At 60.5% G+C, this 21,785-nt stretch carries 19 protein-coding genes; 17 read left to right on the top strand and 2 right to left on the bottom strand.

The window, feature by feature from the left end; all coding sequences use genetic code 11:
• Positions 1-429 precede the first annotated feature (429 nt).
• From ybiA to groL, 7 genes are all read left to right on the top strand, one after another.
• Entirely contained in the window at positions 430-1,029 is a 600-nt protein-coding gene (gene ybiA, locus PQR53_RS28665) for a riboflavin biosynthesis intermediates N-glycosidase (RefSeq protein ID WP_408461610.1), read from the top strand.
• Positions 1,026-3,014, top strand: a complete 1,989-nt coding sequence (locus PQR53_RS28660; RefSeq protein WP_408461608.1) for an HAD-IIB family hydrolase — start codon at positions 1,026-1,028, stop codon at positions 3,012-3,014. Before ybiA ends, PQR53_RS28660 begins: the two co-directional genes overlap by 4 nt.
• A complete protein-coding gene (locus PQR53_RS28655) occupies positions 3,007-4,113 on the top strand; it encodes a phosphoribosyltransferase-like protein (RefSeq protein ID WP_408461606.1) in 1,107 nt (368 codons plus the stop codon). The genes PQR53_RS28660 and PQR53_RS28655 overlap by 8 nt, the downstream gene beginning before the upstream one ends.
• Complete coding sequence (locus PQR53_RS28650; RefSeq protein WP_408461604.1) at positions 4,113-6,035, top strand: ORC-CDC6 family AAA ATPase; 1,923 nt, start codon at positions 4,113-4,115, stop codon at positions 6,033-6,035. The genes PQR53_RS28655 and PQR53_RS28650 overlap by 1 nt, the downstream gene beginning before the upstream one ends.
• Complete coding sequence (locus PQR53_RS28645; RefSeq protein ID WP_408461602.1) at positions 6,035-7,210, top strand: hypothetical protein; 1,176 nt, start codon at positions 6,035-6,037, stop codon at positions 7,208-7,210. Before PQR53_RS28650 ends, PQR53_RS28645 begins: the two co-directional genes overlap by 1 nt.
• 686 nt (positions 7,211-7,896) lie before the next feature.
• Positions 7,897-8,187, top strand: a complete 291-nt coding sequence (groES, locus tag PQR53_RS28640; RefSeq protein WP_007178996.1) for a co-chaperone GroES — start codon at positions 7,897-7,899, stop codon at positions 8,185-8,187.
• Positions 8,188-8,242: 55 nt separating this feature from the next.
• Entirely contained in the window at positions 8,243-9,883 is a 1,641-nt protein-coding gene (gene groL / locus PQR53_RS28635; protein WP_408368234.1) for a chaperonin GroEL, read from the top strand.
• A 149-nt stretch (positions 9,884-10,032) separates the two neighbouring features.
• On the opposite strand, the gene PQR53_RS28630 is transcribed toward groL, so the two are convergent.
• Complete coding sequence (locus PQR53_RS28630) at positions 10,033-10,893, bottom strand: hydroxymethylpyrimidine/phosphomethylpyrimidine kinase (protein ID WP_323044124.1); 861 nt, start codon at positions 10,891-10,893, stop codon at positions 10,033-10,035.
• Between the two features lie 378 nt (positions 10,894-11,271).
• Here PQR53_RS28630 and PQR53_RS28625 point away from each other — a divergent pair, with 378 nt between their 5' ends.
• The 8 genes from PQR53_RS28625 (at position 11,272) to PQR53_RS28590 (ending at position 18,213) form a co-directional block, all read left to right on the top strand.
• Complete coding sequence (locus PQR53_RS28625; protein WP_006047743.1) at positions 11,272-11,442, top strand: rubredoxin; 171 nt, start codon at positions 11,272-11,274, stop codon at positions 11,440-11,442.
• A 254-nt stretch (positions 11,443-11,696) separates the two neighbouring features.
• Positions 11,697-13,106 (top strand): FimL-related protein, encoded by a 1,410-nt coding sequence (locus PQR53_RS28620; RefSeq protein ID WP_408461600.1) that lies wholly within the window; start codon positions 11,697-11,699, stop codon positions 13,104-13,106.
• A gap of 281 nt (positions 13,107-13,387) precedes the next feature.
• Entirely contained in the window at positions 13,388-13,966 is a 579-nt protein-coding gene (locus PQR53_RS28615) for a YqgE/AlgH family protein (RefSeq protein ID WP_042327851.1), read from the top strand.
• A gap of 10 nt (positions 13,967-13,976) precedes the next feature.
• Complete coding sequence (ruvX, locus tag PQR53_RS28610) at positions 13,977-14,417, top strand: Holliday junction resolvase RuvX (protein WP_408461598.1); 441 nt, start codon at positions 13,977-13,979, stop codon at positions 14,415-14,417.
• Positions 14,404-14,934 (top strand): bifunctional pyr operon transcriptional regulator/uracil phosphoribosyltransferase PyrR, encoded by a 531-nt coding sequence (gene pyrR, locus PQR53_RS28605; protein WP_408461596.1) that lies wholly within the window; start codon positions 14,404-14,406, stop codon positions 14,932-14,934. The genes ruvX and pyrR overlap by 14 nt, the downstream gene beginning before the upstream one ends.
• A 44-nt stretch (positions 14,935-14,978) precedes the next feature.
• Positions 14,979-16,004, top strand: coding sequence for an aspartate carbamoyltransferase catalytic subunit (locus PQR53_RS28600; RefSeq protein WP_408461594.1), 1,026 nt, complete (start codon positions 14,979-14,981; stop codon positions 16,002-16,004).
• Positions 16,005-16,019: 15 nt separating this feature from the next.
• Complete coding sequence (locus PQR53_RS28595; protein WP_408461591.1) at positions 16,020-17,306, top strand: dihydroorotase; 1,287 nt, start codon at positions 16,020-16,022, stop codon at positions 17,304-17,306.
• A 37-nt stretch (positions 17,307-17,343) separates the two neighbouring features.
• Entirely contained in the window at positions 17,344-18,213 is an 870-nt protein-coding gene (locus PQR53_RS28590) for a lysophospholipid acyltransferase family protein (protein ID WP_408461589.1), read from the top strand.
• Between the two features lie 50 nt (positions 18,214-18,263).
• Here PQR53_RS28590 and PQR53_RS28585 read toward each other — a convergent pair whose 3' ends face one another.
• A complete protein-coding gene (locus tag PQR53_RS28585) occupies positions 18,264-19,169 on the bottom strand; it encodes a symmetrical bis(5'-nucleosyl)-tetraphosphatase (RefSeq protein WP_408461586.1) in 906 nt (301 codons plus the stop codon).
• 201 nt (positions 19,170-19,370) lie between these two features.
• Here PQR53_RS28585 and PQR53_RS28580 point away from each other — a divergent pair, with 201 nt between their 5' ends.
• Together PQR53_RS28580 and rfbB are read left to right on the top strand one after the other, a co-directional pair.
• Positions 19,371-20,279, top strand: a complete 909-nt coding sequence (locus PQR53_RS28580) for a GDP-mannose 4,6-dehydratase (protein ID WP_408461583.1) — start codon at positions 19,371-19,373, stop codon at positions 20,277-20,279.
• A 442-nt stretch (positions 20,280-20,721) separates the two neighbouring features.
• Positions 20,722-21,783, top strand: coding sequence for a dTDP-glucose 4,6-dehydratase (gene rfbB, locus PQR53_RS28575; RefSeq protein WP_408461580.1), 1,062 nt, complete (start codon positions 20,722-20,724; stop codon positions 21,781-21,783).
• Positions 21,784-21,785 lie beyond the last annotated feature (2 nt).

Genomic DNA, 21,785 nt, shown 5'->3' with positions numbered 1-21,785 from the left:
CCGCCGGTTCGCCGTCCTCTTCGGGTGAACAGTGGATAGTGGATGCTGGCACCATCGATGATCCCGCGCCGAGCCATTGTCGGTTAGCCGCGCCGGCATTGGTCGCTCGATGAAGAAAATGTCCTCGCGCGAGCATTCGTTGTGCATTGAAAACACTTTCCATGCAGGCTAAACTGCAGTACATTGGAATTACATCGTGAAGCATTTTGCTGTACACAATTCTATCTTCGACCTATGCCACGCGGACGACCTAAGATCAAGACGGCAACGGTAACGTTGCGAGTCGACCCAGAAATCAAAGCCGCAGCGGAAATGGCTGCGGCTCATGATCGCCGCAGCCTTACCAATCTGGTGGAGGTGCTGCTGGTCAACCACTGCAGAAGTCTGAACCTTTATCCATTGACGCCGCCCGTAAAGGAATAATCGTCTATGACGAAAACAAAAAAGGAACGAACGCCATCCGCTTCGGCGGCTGACAAAGAGCCTGTGACCTTGACTGAGATTCGTTTCTATCGATCCAATGAGAAGCCATATGGAGTCTTTAGCAACCTGTTCAGGCGTGCCATCATCTTTGAAGGAGCGGAGTTTCCGACGGCCGAGCACGCGTACCAAGCTGGGAAGGCCCGCAAGGAGGCTGTGCGCGATTGGATATTGAGTGCGCCTACGCCTTCACTCGTAGCGATGGCTGCGCACGGCCTATATACCTGGGACATCGTGCCAAACTGGTCGAAAATGAAATTCGATCGGATGCGAGAAGTCTTGAGAGCCAAGTACACGCAACATGAGGATTTGCGGACGCTGCTTTTGTCCACTGGCGAAGCTCGGCTGGTTGAGTCTTGCCGTACGGATAACCTTGTGAATAGGACTTGGGGAGAAGTAAATGGCAAGGGGCTGAATATGCTTGGCGTGTTGCTAATGGAAATTCGGGCCGAAATGAGGCAGACCGAAAATGCTGCGCCCCGCAAGAAGAAAGCGCCAACGCGCGCAAAAACTGCTCGGCAGGAAAATAGCCTTGCGGAAGTTAATTGACAACGCTTCACGACAACAAGATGCCGCTCACGCAATACGATAGTGAACTTCAACATCTAGCTGAGACATACACTGCAGCGATGGGAGCGGATGTGTCGCGTCTGAAAGCGGCCATTGCTGGCGCCAGTGAATCCAGTGTCATCGGCGTGGGGTCGGGAGGCTCTTTTACCGTAGCGTCACTGCTATGCAACTTGCACGAGGCCTACACCGGACGAGTTTCCAGGCCTTCGACTCCGTTGGAAATCATCTGCAATCCGACACTTGCCGCCTCGAGCCCGGTGTTTCTCATTTCGGCTGAGGGCAAGAACCCTGACATCATTGAAGCAATGCAGCGCGCACGTAGACATAGCGCCCGACCGGTGCACGTGGTGACCAATCGAGCCGACTGCCCCTTGATGCACCAAGTCGAACAGTTGACGGACGTCAGCACCCATGTCTATGAACTCGCCGAGAAAGATGGGTATCTCGCGACGAACAGTTTGCTACTCGATGCAGTGCTCTTCGCTCGCGCATACGGTGAGCTGAATCAAACGCAGGACCACTTGCCAGCTCAGTTTTCTGACCTTCGCATCGGTTTGCAGACGCTGGACGATTGGGTCGCGGAAGCGCAGACATTCGTTGTCGAATGCGTTTCGCGTGGTGCTGTGACCGCAGTCTATTCGCCGCTGTTGAAACCCATTGCTGCTGATCTGGAATCGAAGCTCTCCGAGGCCGCTTTGCTGCATACCCAATTTGCAGATCTAAGGTCGTTCGCACACGGCAGGCATCTTTGGCTCGCCAACCGCCCTCAAGACTGCGCGGTTCTGGCACTTACCGAACCGTCGCTCGGCGATCTCTGGGGAAGCATGAAAACCCTGTTCCCTAGCAACGTACCAACCCTGACTATGGGCCTCGCCGGTGCTACTCCGCGCGACTTGATCGCTGGCCTAGTGGCGCAAATGCACCTCGTCTCCGCGATTGCCAAGGGTCTTGACCAGGACCCGGGTCGGCCCGTGGTTCCACAGTTCGGTCGCGAACTGTATTACATCAAGCTTCAGGACGTCATTCCCGTCCCGGTGGAAGATGTGGACGGCATAGAGCGATCAAAGTACGACGTGCTTGGCGCAAGATGGCCATCTCAACGCAACCACGGCTCGATGCGCAGAGCCAAGGATGAGTTCATCGATACGTTGGAGAAGCAGCGCTTTCGTGCCGTCGTCTTCGACTATGACGGCACGCTGAGCAGTTCGCAGCGAACCGAAAGTCCTCCGCCTAAGACCGTTCTCGACCATCTGGAACGACTCGTCCGATCGGGAGTCGTCGTCGGTATCGCTTCCGGCCGCGGAGGATCAATACAGGAGTGCTTGGAAAAGTGCCTCCCCAATGACGTATTGAAGGGAATTCAGCTCGGCCTTTACAACGGCGGATCACTGGCCGATGCGACGACCACGCCCGTCAAACCTGAGGAGACCAGTGAGTTCCTGAGTCATGTCACGCGAATCATCGTGCGCCTAAAGGCTCTCGGCGTGCCCATACACGAGCACAAGACCACGCACCCTTACCAAGTCAGCGTTCGATTCCGAGAGGGACTACCCACGGACAACATGTGGTTCGTCGTGGCAGACGCACTGCGTCAGGCTGGTCTCGACCTGTCTAGCATGGTCAAGAGCAAGCATTCGGTCGACATTCTGGCTGAGGGCATCAGCAAATCGAGGCTGATCGCGCACATCATCCAGACGTTCAAGATTGACCCCTATGAGATCTTGACGCTCGGCGACCAGGGGGCGTGGCCCGGGAACGATTCGGCGCTTCTTGAGCATCGTTTCTCACTCAGCGTGGACGTTCCGTCGCGCAGGCTCGATCGCGGCTGGAAGCTCGCGCCTTCTCATCGGCGTGACGTGGATGCCTCGCTCTGGTACCTGGAACGCTTCATCGAAGACGGTACGGGTGCGTTCGCCGTGCACCTTTCGCCGCCAGTGCAAACGGAGTCAATCGACCATGCATGACCATAACGCAGCGCAACTGCTTGCCAAAGTTATGGACTGGCGCGATCTTGATGCCCCGCCGCTTTTTCTGCCAACGTTGCAGTTGCTCGCAGACTATAAATACGATCACTACCAGCGGTTTGGGCCGGGGCGTCGTTTTATCGAGAGCCTGGCACTTTGGCTCGACCAGTTCAGTCCTGAAGATCGCGAAGCGGCGCTTGAACTCGTGACTTGCAGGTTGGTGTACTTCTCAGACGCGGAATTCACTCATCTGGTCAGCACTGCATACCCCGACCTGATTGTTCAAGAGCGCATGCGTCTCGTCGCCGAAGAGCACGACATTTCCGCGCACCTTGTGGGGACGATTTCACGCCACCCTCGCTTCAACGAGCTTCGCCTCAAATCCCTCTATCTGGGGTTGAGCGACGGCGCTCGTACCAACGAGTTGCGGCGCGCGAGCGGTGGCGACATCACGAACGAACAGATATGGCAGGCTTATGAACTGAGCGATGAAAAGGCTGACGACATGCTCAAGGAATTGAAGGCCACTCTTACGGATTCCGGATTCAAGCTCGAGCAACCCCGTTTCAACTTGATCTGGCTACTTGATGATTTTTCTGGCAGTGGCAACACCTACATCCGGTACGACAGCGAAAAGCGAACTTTCAAAGGGAAAATCAAGAAGATATTCGAACGCCTTCATCGAGGCGATCTTGTGGACCCATCCCACTACGAAGTCTTTCTCCTCCTCTATACCGCTACTCGCCAGGCCATCGACCACATCGAATACTGGTCTGAACGCTTCACCTCAGAAAAGGGATATAAGCCGCTGCAGGTGCGGGTGCTATGTCCCATCGAGCCGGAAATCTCACTTAAGCGCGAGCCGGAGCCAAAAATCCGTGCGCTTCTGGAAAAAACCAACTACTACGACACTAGAGCGACCGATAAGCACATTGAAGTAGGCGGAACGTCTGACGCCCGCATGGGCTTCGCCGGTTGCGCGTTGCCCGTCGTGCTTTCGCACAACACCCCGAATAACTCAATCTACATGCTGTGGGGACCGGAGTCGTACAGGCCATTCGGTCTATTTCCTCGCGTCAGCCGGCATCGAGAATTCTGATGGCCTATCACACCAATCCATTCTTGGAACGCATGTCGGAGCGCACGACATCGGATCTTGACTTCGTTCAACTCTTCTCGCCGAAGATTTTGGAGAAGCTGGCCGAAGACGCCTTCAAGGGCGGCCTTCACATCTTCAGAAGTGCCCCCGGTGCAGGGAAAACCACGCTCCTGCGTGCATTCACGCCCACAGCGCTGCGCGCATTCTGGACAGCGCGACGCTCACCAGAGTTGGCTGAGTCTTTCCAGAAGCTGGTCTCGAGAGGGGTACTGGACGATCAAGATCGACCCCAGTTCCTTGGCGTGTTGCTCTCCTGTGCTTCAGGCTATGCAGACCTACCGCCAGGCGCAGATATCAAACAGGAGGGGTTATTTCGTGCGCTGCTCGACTGTCGGGTGGTCCTGAGAACGCTTCGTAGCGTCGGTGCACTGCTTGGCTTCAGCACACCCGAGCAGTTCGACACCATTCGGTTGGAGTATGCGGAACAGGCAAATGACCTGAAAGGTATTCCACGCCTCGCCAGCGCTCGGGAACTTGCCGATTGGGCAGAGCAGCATGAGCAGCGCGTCTATGCCCAGCTCGATGCCTTCGTTGGACAGAACACGGCGGACATGCCCTCCCACCTTCAGTTCGAGGGTGCTCTGTGGCTCCAGACAGTGCAATTTTTTGTCGATGGACGGCAAGTTGCATCAAAACGATTGCTGATGATCGACGATCTTCACAAGCTTCGTCGAAAGCAACGCGTGTTACTGATCGACGAGCTTGCCGTTCAGCGTTCAACCATCCCCATTTGGCTCGCCGAGCGATCCATTGCGCTCGGAGACGGTCTGCTCTCGCAGGGTGTTCGACAAGGCAGAGACATACACGAGTACACCTTGGAAGAAATGTGGAGTGGGCCAAAAGGCCCTCACCAGTTTGCAACATTTGCGCAAAGCATCTTGGATCGGCGGATGTTGATACAGAATGTCGTCGCATCCAACTCGTTCTCGCAGTGCCTGCGCGGAGAACTGGTTCTTGACGAAATTCGGACAGAGGTAGACAAAGGCATCCGGGCATTTCGCGACGATGTCCAACGGCACGAGAGCAATGTTCGATATAGCGAGTGGCTGGCGCGAGCAGAACAGCGCAGTGCTGAAGCCAGCATAGAGTCCCTAGTCGAACTCTATGTCACGCGTATCCTGCTTGCGCGAGACGAATCGAAACGTCAGATGACCTTGGACATGGCCCTGTCAGCGGAAGAGTTGGATGACCGCGACAACTCACAGGTTCGAGGTGCCGCAGAAATCTTCATGCACGACGAGTTGAAGATTCCGTATTACTTCGGCCTTGATCGATTGTGTGTGATGGCGAGTGCCAACGTCGAGGAGCTGCTTTCGCTGGCGGCAGCACTCTACATCGGCATGCAGAACAAGCAGGTGCTACGCAAGCCCGAGCCGACCCTTACCCCGGTCGAGCAAGAGAAGCTGCTAAAGGACGCTGCGAAGCGAAAACGGGAGTTCATTCCTAAAAGTCACACTGAGGGCTTGCGAGCACAGCGGCTTCTAGATTCCGTTGGAGTTTTCTGCCGCGAGAGAACATTCGCGCCTAATGCCCCGTATGCACCGGGTGTTACCGGCGTGCGCCTTTCACAGAGTGAGTTGAACAAACTCGGGTCGGCGACGAAAGCGCTGGCCGAGAAAAGTACGCTGCTGATTCGCGTTCTGGCCGAATGCGCTGCGGAGAATCTGTTGCTGGCTAAACCCAGTGCCGCTAGTACGTCCCGGGAAAGCGGTACGGTTTTCTATCTAAACAGAACGCTTTGCTCTCACTACGATCTGCCTTTACAGCAAGGCGGATGGCAGGATGTCACAGCGGCCGAGATGATAGATTGGATGGAGCGTGGCCTTGTCCCCAGCCGCCGCCGCCGTCTGGAGATGAACTGATGATGCTTTGGGATCACTATGTCTTTCGCAGAGGAAACGGTGTCCACGAAATGTGGGATCGGCTTTTCGTCAATCGCCCGGTGCGTCTGCTCTACATTGCGGGCCGCGGCTTTGACGTTCGCGCCCAATATGTTATGCAGGAGATGGTCAACAGCCTGAAAGCGTCCGGCCGAAATATCGAGAGTGCTCAGTTGCTACTGGTCGGCTTTACAGATTACGAACTCGAAGAGGACATCGCCCAACTCACCGAGGAAAATGCTGCGCGCCTGGAGTCGATCTTTGCGCCGCTCGGAGCAGTAAAGAACATCCCTATCGGCTCATCCTCGAATGGTGAAGACGACATTAGTGCAAGCACTGCACTCGGCATCGGAATTAGGGGGGTGCTCGAAGAAGTCACCGATCAAACTGACATCGTTCTCGACGTCAGTTCGCTGCCGCGGGTTGCCTACCTGGCGCTGCTAACCAGCCTGCTCAACAAGCTCGTTCCAAACAAAACCATCGTCAAGGATGGTCTGCATCCGCTGGCGGCGAACGGTGTCAATTTTCAGGTTCTTGTAGCGGAAGACGCCCGATTGGACGGGAACATTCGCGCAGAAGATCCAAGCAATGACCTTGTTCTGATCCCGGGGTTCACTGGTGCCATGCATGCAGAGAGCGTGCGAGATTGGCCGCTCGTTTGGTTTCCTATCTTGGGCGAGAACAGGGTAAGTCAGTTGCAAAAGCTGATGGCACTCGCTGAAATTCCTGACTCGGCGGAGATCTGCCCCGTGTTACCACACCCATCCCTGAATCCTCGGCGCGCCGATGACCTATTGGTGGAGTATGCGACGCCGCTGTTTGCAAGCCGCCGGACTCCGACGACCAACATCTTGCACGTACACGAGTCAAACCCGTTCGAGGCTTATCGCCAACTGGTGAAAGCAATGCAGCGGTACAAGGAAAGTATGAAAATCCTCGGCGGATGTCGGATTGTCGTGACCCCGCTTGGAAGCAAGTTGGTGACGCTAGGCGCGGGTCTGGCCTGTTTTGAGATGCGGCCAGCTGATCTTAACGCAAAATACGGCGTGGCCATCCCGCATGCCGAGCCCAAGCGATACATAGCGACGATTAGTGATCTCAAAGGATCGAAGCCGGAGATATCTGCGTTGCTCCTGACCGGCGAGGCCTATTCCTGATTTGTCGTCGGCCGCCGAGATCGGCGTTTCGACGTAGGGAGAGAATCCGACCAGTCGAGATACGAGGCAGCTAGCAAAGTGAAGCGCGATGCGCTGTATGCACGTGATTAGCACACCCTCTGAAAGCAGGCCGTTGGGAGCAGATCTAATGCTGTATATGTCTCGACGCAGATGGTGTAATTGACTTCGCAAGCATTGTCCGAGCTGTCCGCGGCGACAACGCTACGGTCCAATTTAGCAACCCTGCGACCGTTGCATGGAAGCATGAACGCTGGCAACGCTTCTGGCTACCAGTCGAACGAGGGTTTTCCCTGGAAAAAGTGTTCGCGCATCTAATTGTTGTGCGCTGATTCTCTAAATGCCCCTCCGAGCCTGATCCGATGACGCTCCGCGGGCATGTGCGCTAGGTGCGTAAGCTTTTGTTTTAAAAGGAAATTAAGTAACGTAATCGGGTTTTTTCTGCGCCGCAGGGTTCAGGGTTAAATGAACAAAGTTCAAAGTTAAGCGAATCTCGACAGGAAAGTTGGACCGATCTTGCCGTCCAAAGCCGGATCCCTTCTTGAATTTGTCACCACCCGTCCATATAATTAGCACTCGCTGCACGAGAGTGCTAACAACATCGCCGGCTGGCTCAGCCAGCCGGGTTTTCTCAGCGTTCTTCAGTCTCAATCAAGAGAGGAGTATGTATGAACCTTCGTCCTTTGCATGATCGCGTGATCGTCAAACGTCTGGATCAAGAAACCAAGACTGCGTCGGGCATCGTGATCCCCGAAGCCGCAGCAGAAAAGCCGGATCAAGGCGAAATTCTGGCAGTCGGCCCGGGCAAGCGTGACGACAAGGGTGCACAAATCGCGCTCGACGTGAAAGTTGGTGACCGCGTCCTGTTCGGCAAGTACGCAGGCCAGACCGTCAAGGTCGACGGCAACGAACTGCTGGTAATGCGCGAAGAAGACATCATGGCCGTGGTGCAGAAGTAAGCGCAAAGTCGCTACTTTTCCCGGTCATATCCCAGAGAATTCAAGGAGTTAGAAGATGGCAGCTAAAGACGTCGTATTCGGTGATTCCGCCCGTGCCAAGATGGTTGAAGGCGTGAACATCCTCGCGAACGCTGTGAAGGTCACGCTGGGCCCGAAGGGTCGCAACGTTGTCCTGGAACGCAGCTTCGGCGGCCCGACGGTCACGAAGGATGGTGTTTCGGTCGCGAAAGAGATCGAACTGAAAGACAAGCTCCAGAACATGGGCGCTCAAATGGTCAAGGAAGTCGCTTCCAAGACCAGCGACAACGCAGGTGACGGCACCACGACCGCAACGGTTCTGGCTCAGTCGATCGTCCGCGAAGGCATGAAGTACGTTGCATCGGGCATGAACCCGATGGACCTGAAGCGCGGTATCGACAAGGCTGTGACGGCCGCGATCGAAGAACTGCGCAAGATCAGCAAGCCGTGCACGACCAACAAGGAAATCGCTCAAGTTGGCGCGATTTCGGCAAACAGCGATTCGTCGATCGGCGATCGTATTGCTGAAGCAATGGACAAGGTCGGCAAGGAAGGCGTCATCACGGTTGAAGACGGCAAGTCGCTGCAAGACGAGCTGGACGTGGTTGAAGGTATGCAATTCGACCGCGGCTATCTGTCGCCGTATTTCATCAACAACCCCGACAAGCAAGTTGCCGTGCTCGAAAACCCGTTCGTGCTGCTGCACGACAAGAAGGTTTCGAACATCCGTGATCTGCTCCCGGTACTGGAACAAGTTGCCAAGGCTGGCCGTCCGCTGCTGATCATCGCAGAAGACGTCGAAGGCGAAGCACTGGCTACGCTGGTTGTGAACAACATCCGCGGCATCCTGAAGACGGTTGCTGTCAAGGCTCCGGGCTTCGGCGATCGTCGTAAGGCCATGCTGGAAGACATCGCGATCCTGACCGGCGGTCAAGTCATCGCTGAAGAAACCGGTCTGACGCTCGAAAAGGCAACGCTGGCTGAACTGGGCCAGGCGAAGCGCATCGAAGTGGCGAAGGAAAACACCACGATCATCGACGGCGCAGGCGAAGCTGCAACCATCGAAGCACGTGTGAAGCAAGTTCGCACGCAAATCGAAGAAGCTACGTCGGACTACGACCGTGAAAAGCTGCAAGAACGCGTGGCCAAGCTGGCCGGCGGTGTTGCAGTGATCAAGGTCGGCGCTGCGACCGAAGTCGAAATGAAGGAAAAGAAGGCACGTGTCGAAGACGCACTGCACGCAACGCGCGCAGCTGTGGAAGAAGGCATCGTGGCGGGCGGCGGCGTTGCACTGATCCGTGCACGTACGGCAATCGCTGGTCTGAAGGGCGCTAACGCCGATCAGGACGCAGGTATCAAGATCGTGCTGCGCGCGATGGAAGAGCCGCTGCGCCAGATCGTCACGAACGGTGGCGAAGAAGCCAGCGTCGTGGTGGCAGCTGTTGCTGCTGGCCAAGGCAACTACGGCTACAACGCAGCAACCGGCGAGTACGTCGACCTGGTTGACGCAGGTGTCGTGGACCCGACGAAGGTGACGCGCACGGCGCTGCAAAACGCAGCTTCGGTCGCTGGCCTGCTGTTGACCACCGACGCAGCTGTCTGCGAACTGCCGAAGGAAGATGCTCCGATGGGCGGCGGTATGCCCGGCGGCATGGGCGGCATGGGCATGGACATGTAATTTCGGTTGGGCCTCTCTTATTGGAGGCTCAGTTCGAAACACATGGGGGAGCGCGCCGCGAGGCGCGCTTTCCAAAAGAAAAAACCCGCAGAGATGCGGGTTTTTTTATGGGCGCCGTTTAGGGTGCTATTTACCTTACGCCCCAATTCTCAATGCCGGGCTTCGCCTGGCGCCGCGTCTTTGCCGGCAGTCGGCGGCGTTTCATCGTCGCTGCTGCGGGCCCAGAAGAAGCGGTCCGGCATATACGCGCCCATTCCTGGCCGGAACGCGTTGCGCACCGCCTGATACAGATACTCCTGCGCTTCACGCACGGCTTCCGCCGGCTCCTGACCATTCGCCAGCAACGCGGCAATCGCGGCGCCGAGCGTATCCGTGATGCCCATGATCCGATGGCTGCCGCGGTCCCACATATCCTGGCGCAGCTGGCCGTCTTCGCTGAACAGCGTATTGACGAGCCGGTGCGTGCCGGTTTCCGTCGACAGAATGTATTCGCAGCCTTGCGACAGCAGATGCGAGATCGCCGCGTCGAGGCTCGGCGCTTCGGCGTCGCCATCCGGCTGGGCGAGCGCGAGCAGGGTGGCCGAATCGGCAACCAGCAAGGTGGTTTGCGGCGCCAGCAGGTCGGCGATCGCTTCGCGCAGTTCGTCGGCGGCGAGCACGTGTTCGTCGTCGAGCGTGAAATCGGGGGCGAGGATCAGCGGGATGTCGTCGTAATCGGCGACGACCTCCGCAATCGCGCTCACTACTTCCGCGCGCGTGCAGGCGCCGACCTTGAACGCGGCGATCGGCATATCTTCGAGCAGCATTCGAGCTTGAGTCGCGACGACTTCAGGGTCGAGCCCGGTGACTTCGTCGCAGCTTGCCGAGTCACGCACGGTATAGCCCGTTAGCACGGAGACGCCATGGCAGCCCATGCTGGCAAGGGTCAACAGGTCGGCTTGCAGGCCGGAGCCACCGGTGGGATCGGAAAGGCCGAAGGTGAGGACGATCGGAGGCGTGTCGCTGGGCATGAAAATTTACAAAAAGGAGCTGTATTTAGGCGCAGAGGGTGCGCAATCGGCTCAATTATGCGGCCTAAACCATTATGAGGGCGGTTTTTCGCATTCTCCGGAGCGTGGCTGCAAGCAAGACCCGTGTCACTGGCAGTGGCGGGTCGGCATGTGCGGCCGCCATTGGCAAAAAAAGCGCCAGGCTCGCTGCGAGCGCGCGCGCGAGCGGATCAGCCACGCCGCGGCACGGCGCCGCAAGCACGGCGCAAACCGACGCAGCCCGCATCGCCCGAGGCCGCTGCACGTTGCGATTGGGCGTTTCTGATTGCTAGGCATTGGGGCGGCAACACGGTACCATCATGGCTCCCGTTTCCACGGACTCTACGACGCGACACAAGAATGGAATATCAAAGCTGGATGTGCCTGATTTGCGGCTGGATTTACGACGAAGAAGCCGGTTTGCCGGACGAAGGTATTGCGCCGGGCACCCGCTGGGAGGACGTTCCCATTAACTGGACCTGCCCGGAATGCGGCGCGCGCAAGGAAGACTTCGAGATGGTCCAGATCTAAGGTTCCTGGGGCAACGGGCGCGATCCGGCCGGTCGTCTGCCGGGTGCCTGCGGCGCGGCATTTCGCAGGCGGCGTCCGCCGTATCGAACGCTGCATGCGCCCGGAACGCAGCCCCAACGCGTCGACGCGGAACGTCCAGGTTGCGCCGTGTCGCAGCGGTAGTCTGTCATTGTCCTGTCGCTAGTTCGCGCGTTAGTCGATCAGTCTCTCGTGCGACCTTGAGCGGCGGCCCGTCAGCTTCCTGTCGCCTGCCCATGACTCTTCGATCCGCTGCACCCGATTCCTTCGACGCCTTGCCGAATCCGCGCGGCGGCGCCGTCCGTCCGGCGGAGTTGGCGCTGGCCGAGGCGCTATTAGCGTTCGAGCAGCACAGCGAGAGCGCCTCGGCGTTGCTGCGTGCGTCGCATGCATTGCGCGAGGCCGGCTGGCTGAGCGCGCAGCGCTTTGCGGACGCGCTGGTGCGGCTGTCGCCTTTGGCCGAGGGCGATCCGGTTGCCGGGGAGAGTGCCCGGCCCGTATTCGGCGCGGCTCTGCTTGATTTCCGCACAGCGCTCGAGCGCCACAATCTGCGCGAGCTGTCCTGCTCGCCCACGCTGTTCAATCACTACCGCGCGCTCTGCATCCATCTGTCGGAGCACACGCCCGGCACGACCGTCGCGTTCGAAGACCTCGCACTCAATGCTCGCCCGGTGCCCCCGGTGTCGCTGCATGGCCAATCCGCGGATCGACTGGCCCATTTGCGGGCGCGTTATGAACGCGCGCTGTTGCCGGTGTTGCGCTCGCAGCCCGATAGCAGCGGCGCCGCGCTCGCTTTCACGAACGCTGCGCTGGATGAACTGGACGCCGTTCTCACCGAACTCTCCGGGCCTGATCCCTACGATTTCTGGCGGCTCGCCAAAGCCTGTACCAAGGCGCTGCGCGTCAGCGGCCGCGCCACCGGAGAAGCCGACGCGCGGCGTTTCTATGCGCGCTGCAATCTCACCCTGGCGGATCACGCGCGCGGCATCGAGCGCGCGCCGCGTTCGCTGGTGCGCGCGACGCTGGCGCTCCTGTGGCGCGACTACGCGTTGTTCGGCGCGGCGGCGGAAGATGCCGATCAGGTCGAGGTGCTGCACGACTATGGTTTGACGGTCGATTGGCACGTCGCGGGCAACCAGGCATCGGAAATGCTTTGGGAAGCCGGCGCCGTGGAGGCGCAAGCGATCAGCGCGACACGCATCGCCCTGACGCGCGAACTCGGCGTGCTGACGGTCAATGCGCACGCCTATGAGGATTTCCTGCAAACCGCGGATGCCTCGATTTCGGCGTTGACTGACCATGCCCGCGCGGCCGATCAGCCCGAGAAAGCGGATCCGAGCGAAGCGTTGCAGGCGGGCGACGCGGCCTACCGGCTCGGCGCCGCCGCCTGCGCGCTGGGCCTCGGTCATATAGCGCTGGTTGCCGATGCGCTCGGGCTGGCGTGGCGCCGCCGCGCGCACGCCGGCGTATCGACGCCGGCGGTGCGCTCCCACGTGATCGTCGGCGCACCGGCGGCGAGTACGCTCGAGCAGGCGGCGGAAGCCTTGCGCGCGATGTTGCACAAAGTGGCGGCGGGCGTCTCGCCGGCGGGGAGCGGCGCCGCGCTGGCCGCATTGACGCGGTCGATCGAACAGGGCGGCCCCTGATCTCCCGCGGCATTGGCTGCATGCGGCTGCGTATGGCTGCAGGTGCCGTCCGCCGGTAAGCATCCTCATGCCGGCAGGACCGAGGATCAAGGGTACGAAGCCGGAGGCACGCGATATGCGTGTCGTAAAACACGCTCACCGGCACGGTGGCCAAGGCCTGCGTGCGTGATAGAGTGGAACTTGATTCGCCGTCGATGGCTCGCGGCGCACCTCATCGCGCACATCGCGGTCCCCGCGCTCAAAGCCCGCCATCCTGCATCGTCTTTGCTAAAATCCGAACTATGTCCAAGAGTACCGATCGCATCAATCTGACCAACCAGTTCCTGATCGCCATGCCGAACATGGCCGATCCCACGTTTTCAGGAACGGTGGTCTACCTTTGCGATCACAGTGAGCGCGGCGCGCTCGGCCTCGTGATCAACCGGCCGACCGATATCGACCTGGAAGCGCTCTTCAGTCGCATCGATCTCAAGCTCGAGATCGAACCCCTTCTTCATGTGCCCGTGTATTTCGGCGGCCCGGTGCAAACCGAGCGCGGCTTTGTGCTGCACGATCCGAAAGACGGCAATGCCTATACGTCGTCCATGTCGGTGCCGGGTGGGCTCGAGATGACCACCTCGAAAGACGTGCTCGAAGCCGTCGCGAGCGGCACCGGGCCGGAGCGCTTCCTGCTCACGCTCGGCCATGCCGGCTGGGGCGCGGGTCAGCTCGAAGAAGAGATTTCAAAGAACGGCTGGCTCACGGTTGAAGCCGACCCGAAGATCGTTTTCGACGTGCCCGCCGAAGAGCGCCTGGAAGCCGCGCTCGCGCTGCTCGGCATTTCACTGTCGATGCTGTCGGGCGAGGCAGGTCACGCATGAAAGGTGACGCATGAGCCTGCCGGCCGGACGTGAGGCGACGCTGCTTGCGTTCGACTATGGTGAAAAGCGGATCGGCGTGGCGGTGGGCAATTCGCTCACGCGCAGCGCACGGCCGCTCGTGATCGTGCAGAACCGCAGCCGCGAATACCGTTTCGAGGCGGTCGGCAAGCTGATCGCGGAGTGGAAGCCGAACGCGCTGGTCGTCGGCCTGCCACTGCATCCGGACGGTACGCCGCACGAGATGACTCAACTCGCGAAGCGCTTCGGCAATCAGCTGAATGGCCGCTTCAATCTGCCGGTAACGTGGATCGACGAGCGCTATTCGTCGGTCGAGGCGAAGGCGGAAATCCGCGCCGGCAACGGCCGCGCCGACATGCTCGACGCCGAAGCCGCCAGCATCATCCTCCAGCAATATCTAGACGGACTTTCCGACGATCATGAGTTCCAATGACGCCGAAGCGCTTTATCGCGCCGTGCTCGAACAGATACGCGAGGCTTATGGCGACGCGTTCAGCGCTGCCGATGGCCCCGTGCTGGCCGGCATCTACAGCGGCGGCGCGTGGCTCGCCGAGCGCCTCGCTCGCGATCTGAAAGCGCCGGGCTTCGGCGTGGTGAATGTCGCGCTGCATCGCGACGATTACGCGAAGAAAGGCCTGCACTCGCAGGCAAGCCCGACCTCGCTGCCGTTCTCCGTCGACCAGCGCCGCATCGTGTTAGTGGACGACGTGCTGTACACCGGCCGTACGGTTCGCGCGGCGTTGAATGAGCTCTACGACTACGGTCGTCCGGCGTCGGTGGAACTGGCCGTGCTCGCCGATCGCGGTGGCCGCGAGCTGCCGGTGGCGGCGCGCTTCGTTGGCGGCGTGGTGGACGTGCCGGCCGACGCGACGCTCGTGCTCGCCCGCGAAGAAGGGGGCGCCGAAGGCACTCCGCGTTTCACCTTTCATACTGAAGCCCGCGTCGATTGAACGCGGCTTTGCGCATCAAGCATCAAGCAAGAAGCAGGTACACCATGAACACCGCTACCCAGGCCTCCCAGGATTCTGCCGATAGCGCCGCTGAGCGCTTCCGTTACGGTTTCCTGAAGGGCAATCCGCAGCTCACGAAAAACGGCGAGCTCAAACATCTGTTGTCGATCGAGGGCTTGCCGAAGGCGATCGTCAATCACATTCTCGACACCGCTGATCAATTTGTCAGCGTGACCGATCGTGAAGTGAAGAAGGTGCCGCTGTTGCGCGGCAAGTCGGTGTTCAATCTGTTCTTCGAGAACTCGACACGTACTCGCACCACCTTCGAGATCGCCGCGACGCGTTTGTCGGCGGACGTGCTGAATCTGAACATCAATGCGTCGTCGACGAGCAAGGGCGAGTCGCTGCTCGACACGATCAACAATCTGTCGGCGATGCATGCCGATATGTTTGTCGTGCGCCATGCATCGAGCGGCGCGCCGTATCTGATCGCCCAGCACTGCGCGCCCCATGTGCACGTGATCAACGCCGGCGACGGCCGCCACGCACACCCGACCCAAGGTCTGCTCGACATGTACACGATCCGCCACTACAAGAAGGACTTCACGAATCTGCGCGTGGCGATCGTCGGCGACATTCTGCATTCGCGGGTCGCGCGTTCGGACATTCACGCGCTGACCACGCTCGGTGTGCCGGAAGTGCGCGCGATCGGTCCGCGCACGCTGTTGCCGGGCGGTCTCGAGCAAATGGGCGTGCGTGTCTTCCACAATCTCGACGAAGGCCTGAAAGACGTCGACGTGATCATCATGCTGCGTTTGCAGAACGAGCGGATGAGCGGCGCGTTGCTGCCGTCGGCGCAGGAGTATTTCAAGAGCTGGGGTTTGACGCCGGAGCGCCTTGCGCTCGCCCAACCCGACGCGATCGTGATGCACCCCGGACCGATGAACCGCGGCGTCGAAATCGATTCGCAAGTGGCCGATGGTCCGCAATCGGTGATTCTGAATCAGGTGACATTCGGTATTGCGGTGCGCATGGCGGTGATGGGAATCGTCGCGGGCAATCACGGCTAAACATTAAGGCAGCGCATGAAGATTCATATTCAAGGCGGCACGCTGATCGATCCGGCGGCGGGCACCGAACAGCAGCAGGACATGTTTATCGCAGCGGGCAAGGTTGTCGCGATCGGCAACGCGAATGCGCCTGCTGATTTCAATGCAGAAAAGACGATTGACGCCAAAGGCCTGCATATCGCGCCGGGCCTGGTCGACCTGTCCGCGCGCTTGCGCGAGCCGGGCTACGAACACAAGGCGACGCTCGAATCCGAAATGGCCGCGGCGCTCGCGGGCGGCGTGACGAGTCTCGTGTGTCCGCCGGATACCGATCCGACGCTCGATGAACCGGGCCTCGTCGAGATGCTCAAGTTCCGCGCGCGCAATCTGAACCAGGCGCATGTCTATCCGCTCGGCGCGTTGACGGTTGGTCTGAAAGGCCAGGTCATCACGGAGATGGTCGAGCTGACCGAAGCGGGCTGTATCGGTTTTTCACAAGCCGACGTGCCGGTGGTCGACACGCAGGTCCTGATGCGTGCGCTGCAGTACGCGAGGACCTACGACTACACCGTGTGGCTGCGTCCGGTCGATGCGTATCTCGGCCGTGGCGGCGTGGCCGCGAGCGGTGCGCTGGCGTCACGGCTTGGACTGTCGGGCGTGCCGGTGTCGGCTGAGACGATCGCGCTGCATACGATCTTCGAGCTGGTCCGGGTGACGGGGGCGCGGGTGCATCTGTCGCATGTCTCGTCGGCGGCGGGCATTGCGTTGATGCGCGCGGCCAAGGCCGAAGGCTTGCCGGTGTCGTGCGACGTCACCGTGAACCATGTGCACCTGATCGACCTCGACATCGGCTACTTCGACGCGCAATTCCGGCTCGATCCGCCGCTGCGTCAGCAGCGCGACCGCGAAGCGATCCGCGCGGGTCTCGTCGACGGTACGATCGACGCGATCTGCTCCGACCACACGCCGGTCGACGACGACGAAAAGCTCTTGCCGTTCGCCGAAGCCACGCCTGGCGCGACGGGCCTCGAGTTATTTCTGTCTCTGACGGTGAAATGGGCCGACGAAGCGGGCGTGCCGTTGGCCAAGGCGCTGAACCGCATCACCACGGCACCGGCTGAGGTGCTGAACCTTGAAACGGCCGGCCGCCTCGCCGTGGGTGCCGTCGCCGATCTCTGCGTGTTCGACCGCAACGCTTACTGGCGCGTCGAGCCGCGCGCACTCAAGAGCCAGGGGCACAACACGCCGTTCCTCGGCTATGAACTGCCGGCGCGCGTGCGGGCGACCATCGTGTCCGGTCACGTCGCCTTCGAACAGCGCTAATATTCGCGGCATCGCCCAGTTACGGAAAGCTCCGACAATGAAGCTCGCGTTACGCAAGGCCCGTCTCATCGCGCATCTGCTGCACGGCATGTGGACCGTCGCGACCCGTTTTCCGAAGGCCGGCGCAGAGGGGCGCCAGACGCTCAACCGCGAATGGTCGTTGAAAATGCTGCGTTTGTGCGGCATGCAACTCGTCGTGCATAACGGCAGCGCGCGGCTCGACCGCGGCGCGCTGGTGGTCGCCAATCACATCTCGTGGGTCGACATCTACGTGATCAATGCGTGGCGGCCTACGCCGTTCGTCTCCAAGGCCGAGATCCGGCAGTGGCCGGTGGTCGGCTGGCTGGCGCAGCAACTGGATACCGTGTTCATCCAGCGCGAGAAGCGCAGCGATGCGAAGCGGATCATGCACGAACTGTCCGAGCGCCTGAGCGCGGGCGAATTGATGTGTGTGTTTCCTGAAGGCACGACGTCAAACGGTCTGGCGCTGCTGCCGTTTCACGCGAATATGTTCCAGGCCGCCGTGTCGGCCTCGGCGCCGGTTCAGCCGCTGTGCATCATGTACGAAGACGCGCAGGGCCGGCAATCCACCGCGCCGGCGTATATCGACGATCTGACGCTGGCTGAATCGCTGAACATGCTGTTGCGCGGTGGCCCGCTGACGGCGCACGTGTATGTCGGCGCGCCGCTGGCGCCGGGCGCGGACAGGCGCACGCTGGCGGCGGAAGCGGAAGGGGTGATTGCCGCGGCATTGCGGGAGATGCAGACGGGAACGGCGAGCGCTGGTGCCGCGATCGCGGCATCGATCGCATCGGCGGCGTCGCTCAATGCGTTCGATCCCGTCGATGCCTCCAACGCGTCGCGCGCGCTGATCGAGCCGGCCGATCCGTCCGGCCGGTCGGCCTAGCGCCGAGGGCTTAGAGCTTAGGGCTTAGCGCGGATCTGGCGCGACGCGGCTTAGTTGCCGCCGCCTGGGGCGCGACAACTCTCACAGTCGACTTGTGTCAGCGTGCGCTCCGCGGGATTTTGCGCGAGACGCACGGCGGAGAGTTTTTCGCCCCATACGCACCCCGAATCGAGGCCGATCAGGTTGTCGCGCAACATCAAGCCGAGCGCGGCCCAATGGCCGAACACCACGGTGACGTCCGCGGTCTTGCGCGACGGCACGTCGAACCACGGCACGCTGCCCGGCGGCGCGGAATTCAGGCCGCCGCTGCTGCTGAAATCCATCGCACCTTGCGCATTGCAGAAGCGGATACGTGTCAATGCGCTGCACGTGAGGCGCAGCCGCTCGATGCCCTTGATGCCGGGCGTCCAGCGATTCGGCTCGTTGCCGTACAGTCCCGCGAGCGTCTCCTTCCAGTTCGGTGCGCGCAGCGCCCGCTGCAATTCCTCGGCGAGTTCCATGGTCAGGGCGGCGTCCCATTGCGGCAGCACACCTGCGTGCACCATCAGCATGCCGTTGTCGAAATGCGCGAGCGGACGGTGGCGGACCCATTCGAGCAGGTCGGCGGCATCCGGCGCGGCGAGAATGTCGTCGATCGTGTCGCCTTTTTTCGACTTGCGAATCCCCGCCGACACCGACAGCAGATGCAGATCGTGGTTGCCCAGCACCGGCACCGCGCGCTTGCCCAGCGCGATGATGTCGCGCAGCGTGGCGAGCGATTCGGACCCGCGGTTGATCAGGTCGCCCGCAAACCACAGCGGCGTGTCCGCGGGCGGCGCGGCCTTGGCCAGCAACTGCTGGAACGGCTTGCGGCAGCCTTGCAGGTCGCCGAAAGCGAGAGGTAGCGGGTGCGGCTGCGTCACAGCATGGGAAGCGGCACTTGAAGCGGCAGTAGGGGCGGCGGTGGAGGATGTCATCGAGAAATCGGTGCGGTTCGATACACGCGGTTACGAGCGAGACGTGCCGCGTTGGCGGTGCAACATGTTAGCGTGACATAATAGCCCGTTTGATGCACGAATATCGCGGGGGGCGCCGTCAGAAGCCGTTAGCAACGGTTACGGCAAAAGGCGCACGCGATATTGCAATACAACAGGATGACCCTCGTGAACGCAGAAAGCATGTCGTCTTCTCATGCGAAGCAACCGATCCGCACGCTCGTTACCGGGGCAAGTGGCTTCACCGGGCGCTATCTGGTCGACAATCTGCGCCGCCGCGGCCATACCGTGATCGAAACGGTGGGGCGCGACGAGCCTGAAACGCCGACGCGCCTCAGGCTCGACATCACCTCGCCCGACGCCTGCCGGCGCGTGATCGAAGCCGCGCGGCCCGACTACATTGTGCATCTCGCGGCGATCAGTTTCGTGGGCCATAACGATCCGCTCGACTTTTATCGCGTCAATGTGATCGGCACGCTGAATCTGCTGGAGGCCTGCGCGGCCGTTGGCCATACGCCGCGCAAGCTGTTGATCGCGAGCAGCGCGAACGTCTACGGCAATGTCACGAGCGACGCGATCGACGAAACCTTCCCGGTCACGCCCGTCAACCACTATGCAGCCAGCAAGGCGGCCATGGAAACGATGGTGCGGACCTGGTTCGACCGCCTGCCCATCCTGATCGTGCGGCCGTTCAACTACACCGGCCGTGGCCAGGCATCGAACTTCCTCGTGCCGAAGATCGTCGAGCATTTCGCGCGACGCGAACCGGCGATCGAGCTGGGCAATATCGACGTGGCCCGCGATTTCTCGGACGTGCGCTATGTGGCGAGCGCCTATGAGGCTTTGCTCGACTCAGCGGCTGCGGCGGAGACGGTCAATGTCTGTACCGGCACGCCATTCACACTGCGGGAGATTCTGTCGGCGGCGAGCGAGCTGACCGGGCATGAGCTGGAGATCCAGATCAATCCGGCATTCGTGCGCCAAACCGACGTGAAGATGCTGGCGGGCTCGCCGGCCAAGCTGCGCTCGCTGGTGCCGGAGGTCCAGGCGATTCCGTTCATGGATACACTGCGCTGGATGTTGGCGGCGTAGCAGCTGCAACCCACGGTATCTGCGGCTATCTACCGCTATCTTGTGCTGGACGGGCGCATGGCATGCGCCCGGGCCAGTCGTCAACGGGCGGGGCGCGGCCTCAGGCTTCCTAACTGCATGGCGCCACGGTCGAAACCCGACTATCCGCTTGCGGTGGGTTCGGCGTCCTTGCGCACGCGCCCTCTGGTGGCCGCGCTTGCGTCCAAATCACTTCCTCGAAAGTCAATAGAAACCAAACTTGTCAAGCTGTTTCAAGTTGTTAGGGTTCTAGTTTTTGCTCCGCGCGGCTTTATAATCAGGGCTTCATAAGATTGGCGTTTAAGCGCCCGCCTGCTGTGCGCGAGGCGGCGCTGGGCGTTGACAAGAATCGGACACCACAACGCAGGGCGTGCGGATCGGCGAACCGATTCCGATCTGCCGCCAACATCTAGAAGGGAATTTCATGATCCTGGTAACGGGCGGTGCCGGCTTTATCGGCGCCAATTTCGTGCTCGACTGGCTCGCTACGTCGGACGAAGCGGTGTTGAATGTGGACAAGCTGACCTACGCCGGCAATCTGGGCACGCTCAAGTCGCAACAGGCCAATCCGCGGCATGTCTTCGTGCGCGCCGATATCTGCGATCGCGCCGCGCTCGACGCGCTGTTCGCCGAGCACAAGCCGCGTGCCGTGCTGCACTTTGCCGCTGAAAGCCATGTCGACCGTTCGATTCACGGCCCCGCTGATTTCGTGCAGACCAACGTGGTCGGCACCTTCACGTTACTCGAAGCCACCCGTCAGTACTGGAATGCGCTCGGCGAGGCCGACAAGGCCGCGTTCCGCTTCCTGCACGTCTCGACCGACGAAGTATTCGGTTCGCTGTCCGCTACCGACCCACAGTTCTCCGAAACCACGCCGTACGCGCCGAATAGCCCCTATTCGGCCACCAAGGCCGGCTCCGACCATCTGGTGCGCGCTTACCATCACACGTATGGCCTGCCGGTGCTCACCACGAACTGCTCGAACAACTACGGCCCGTACCAGTTCCCCGAAAAGCTGATTCCGCTGATGATCGCCAACGCACTCGGCGGCAAGGCACTGCCGGTTTACGGCGACGGTCAGAACGTGCGCGACTGGTTGTATGTCGGCGACCATTGCAGCGCGATCCGCGAAGTGCTCGCGCGTGGCACGCCGGGCGAGACGTACAACATCGGCGGCTGGAACGAGAAGAAAAACCTCGACGTCGTGCATACGCTGTGCGATCTGCTCGATCAATTGCGCCCGAAGGCGGGCGCCTCGTACCGCGACCAGATCACTTACGTGAAGGATCGTCCCGGCCACGACCGCCGTTATGCGATCGACGCCCGCAAGCTCGAGCGCGAGCTCGGCTGGAAGCCGGCTGAGACGTTCGAGACCGGCCTCGCCAAAACGGTTCAGTGGTATCTGGACAATCAGGCGTGGTCGGACGAAGTTGCTTCGGGCGAGTATCGGAAGTGGGTTGAGACCAACTACGCGCAGCGCGCGTAAGG

It is taken from the genome of Paraburkholderia fungorum, from assembly GCF_046027605.1.
GTDB classification, from domain to species: domain Bacteria; phylum Pseudomonadota; class Gammaproteobacteria; order Burkholderiales; family Burkholderiaceae; genus Paraburkholderia; species Paraburkholderia fungorum_F.
Note: the sequence above shows the minus strand (reverse complement) of the source record. Positions and strands in the feature narration are given on the sequence as shown.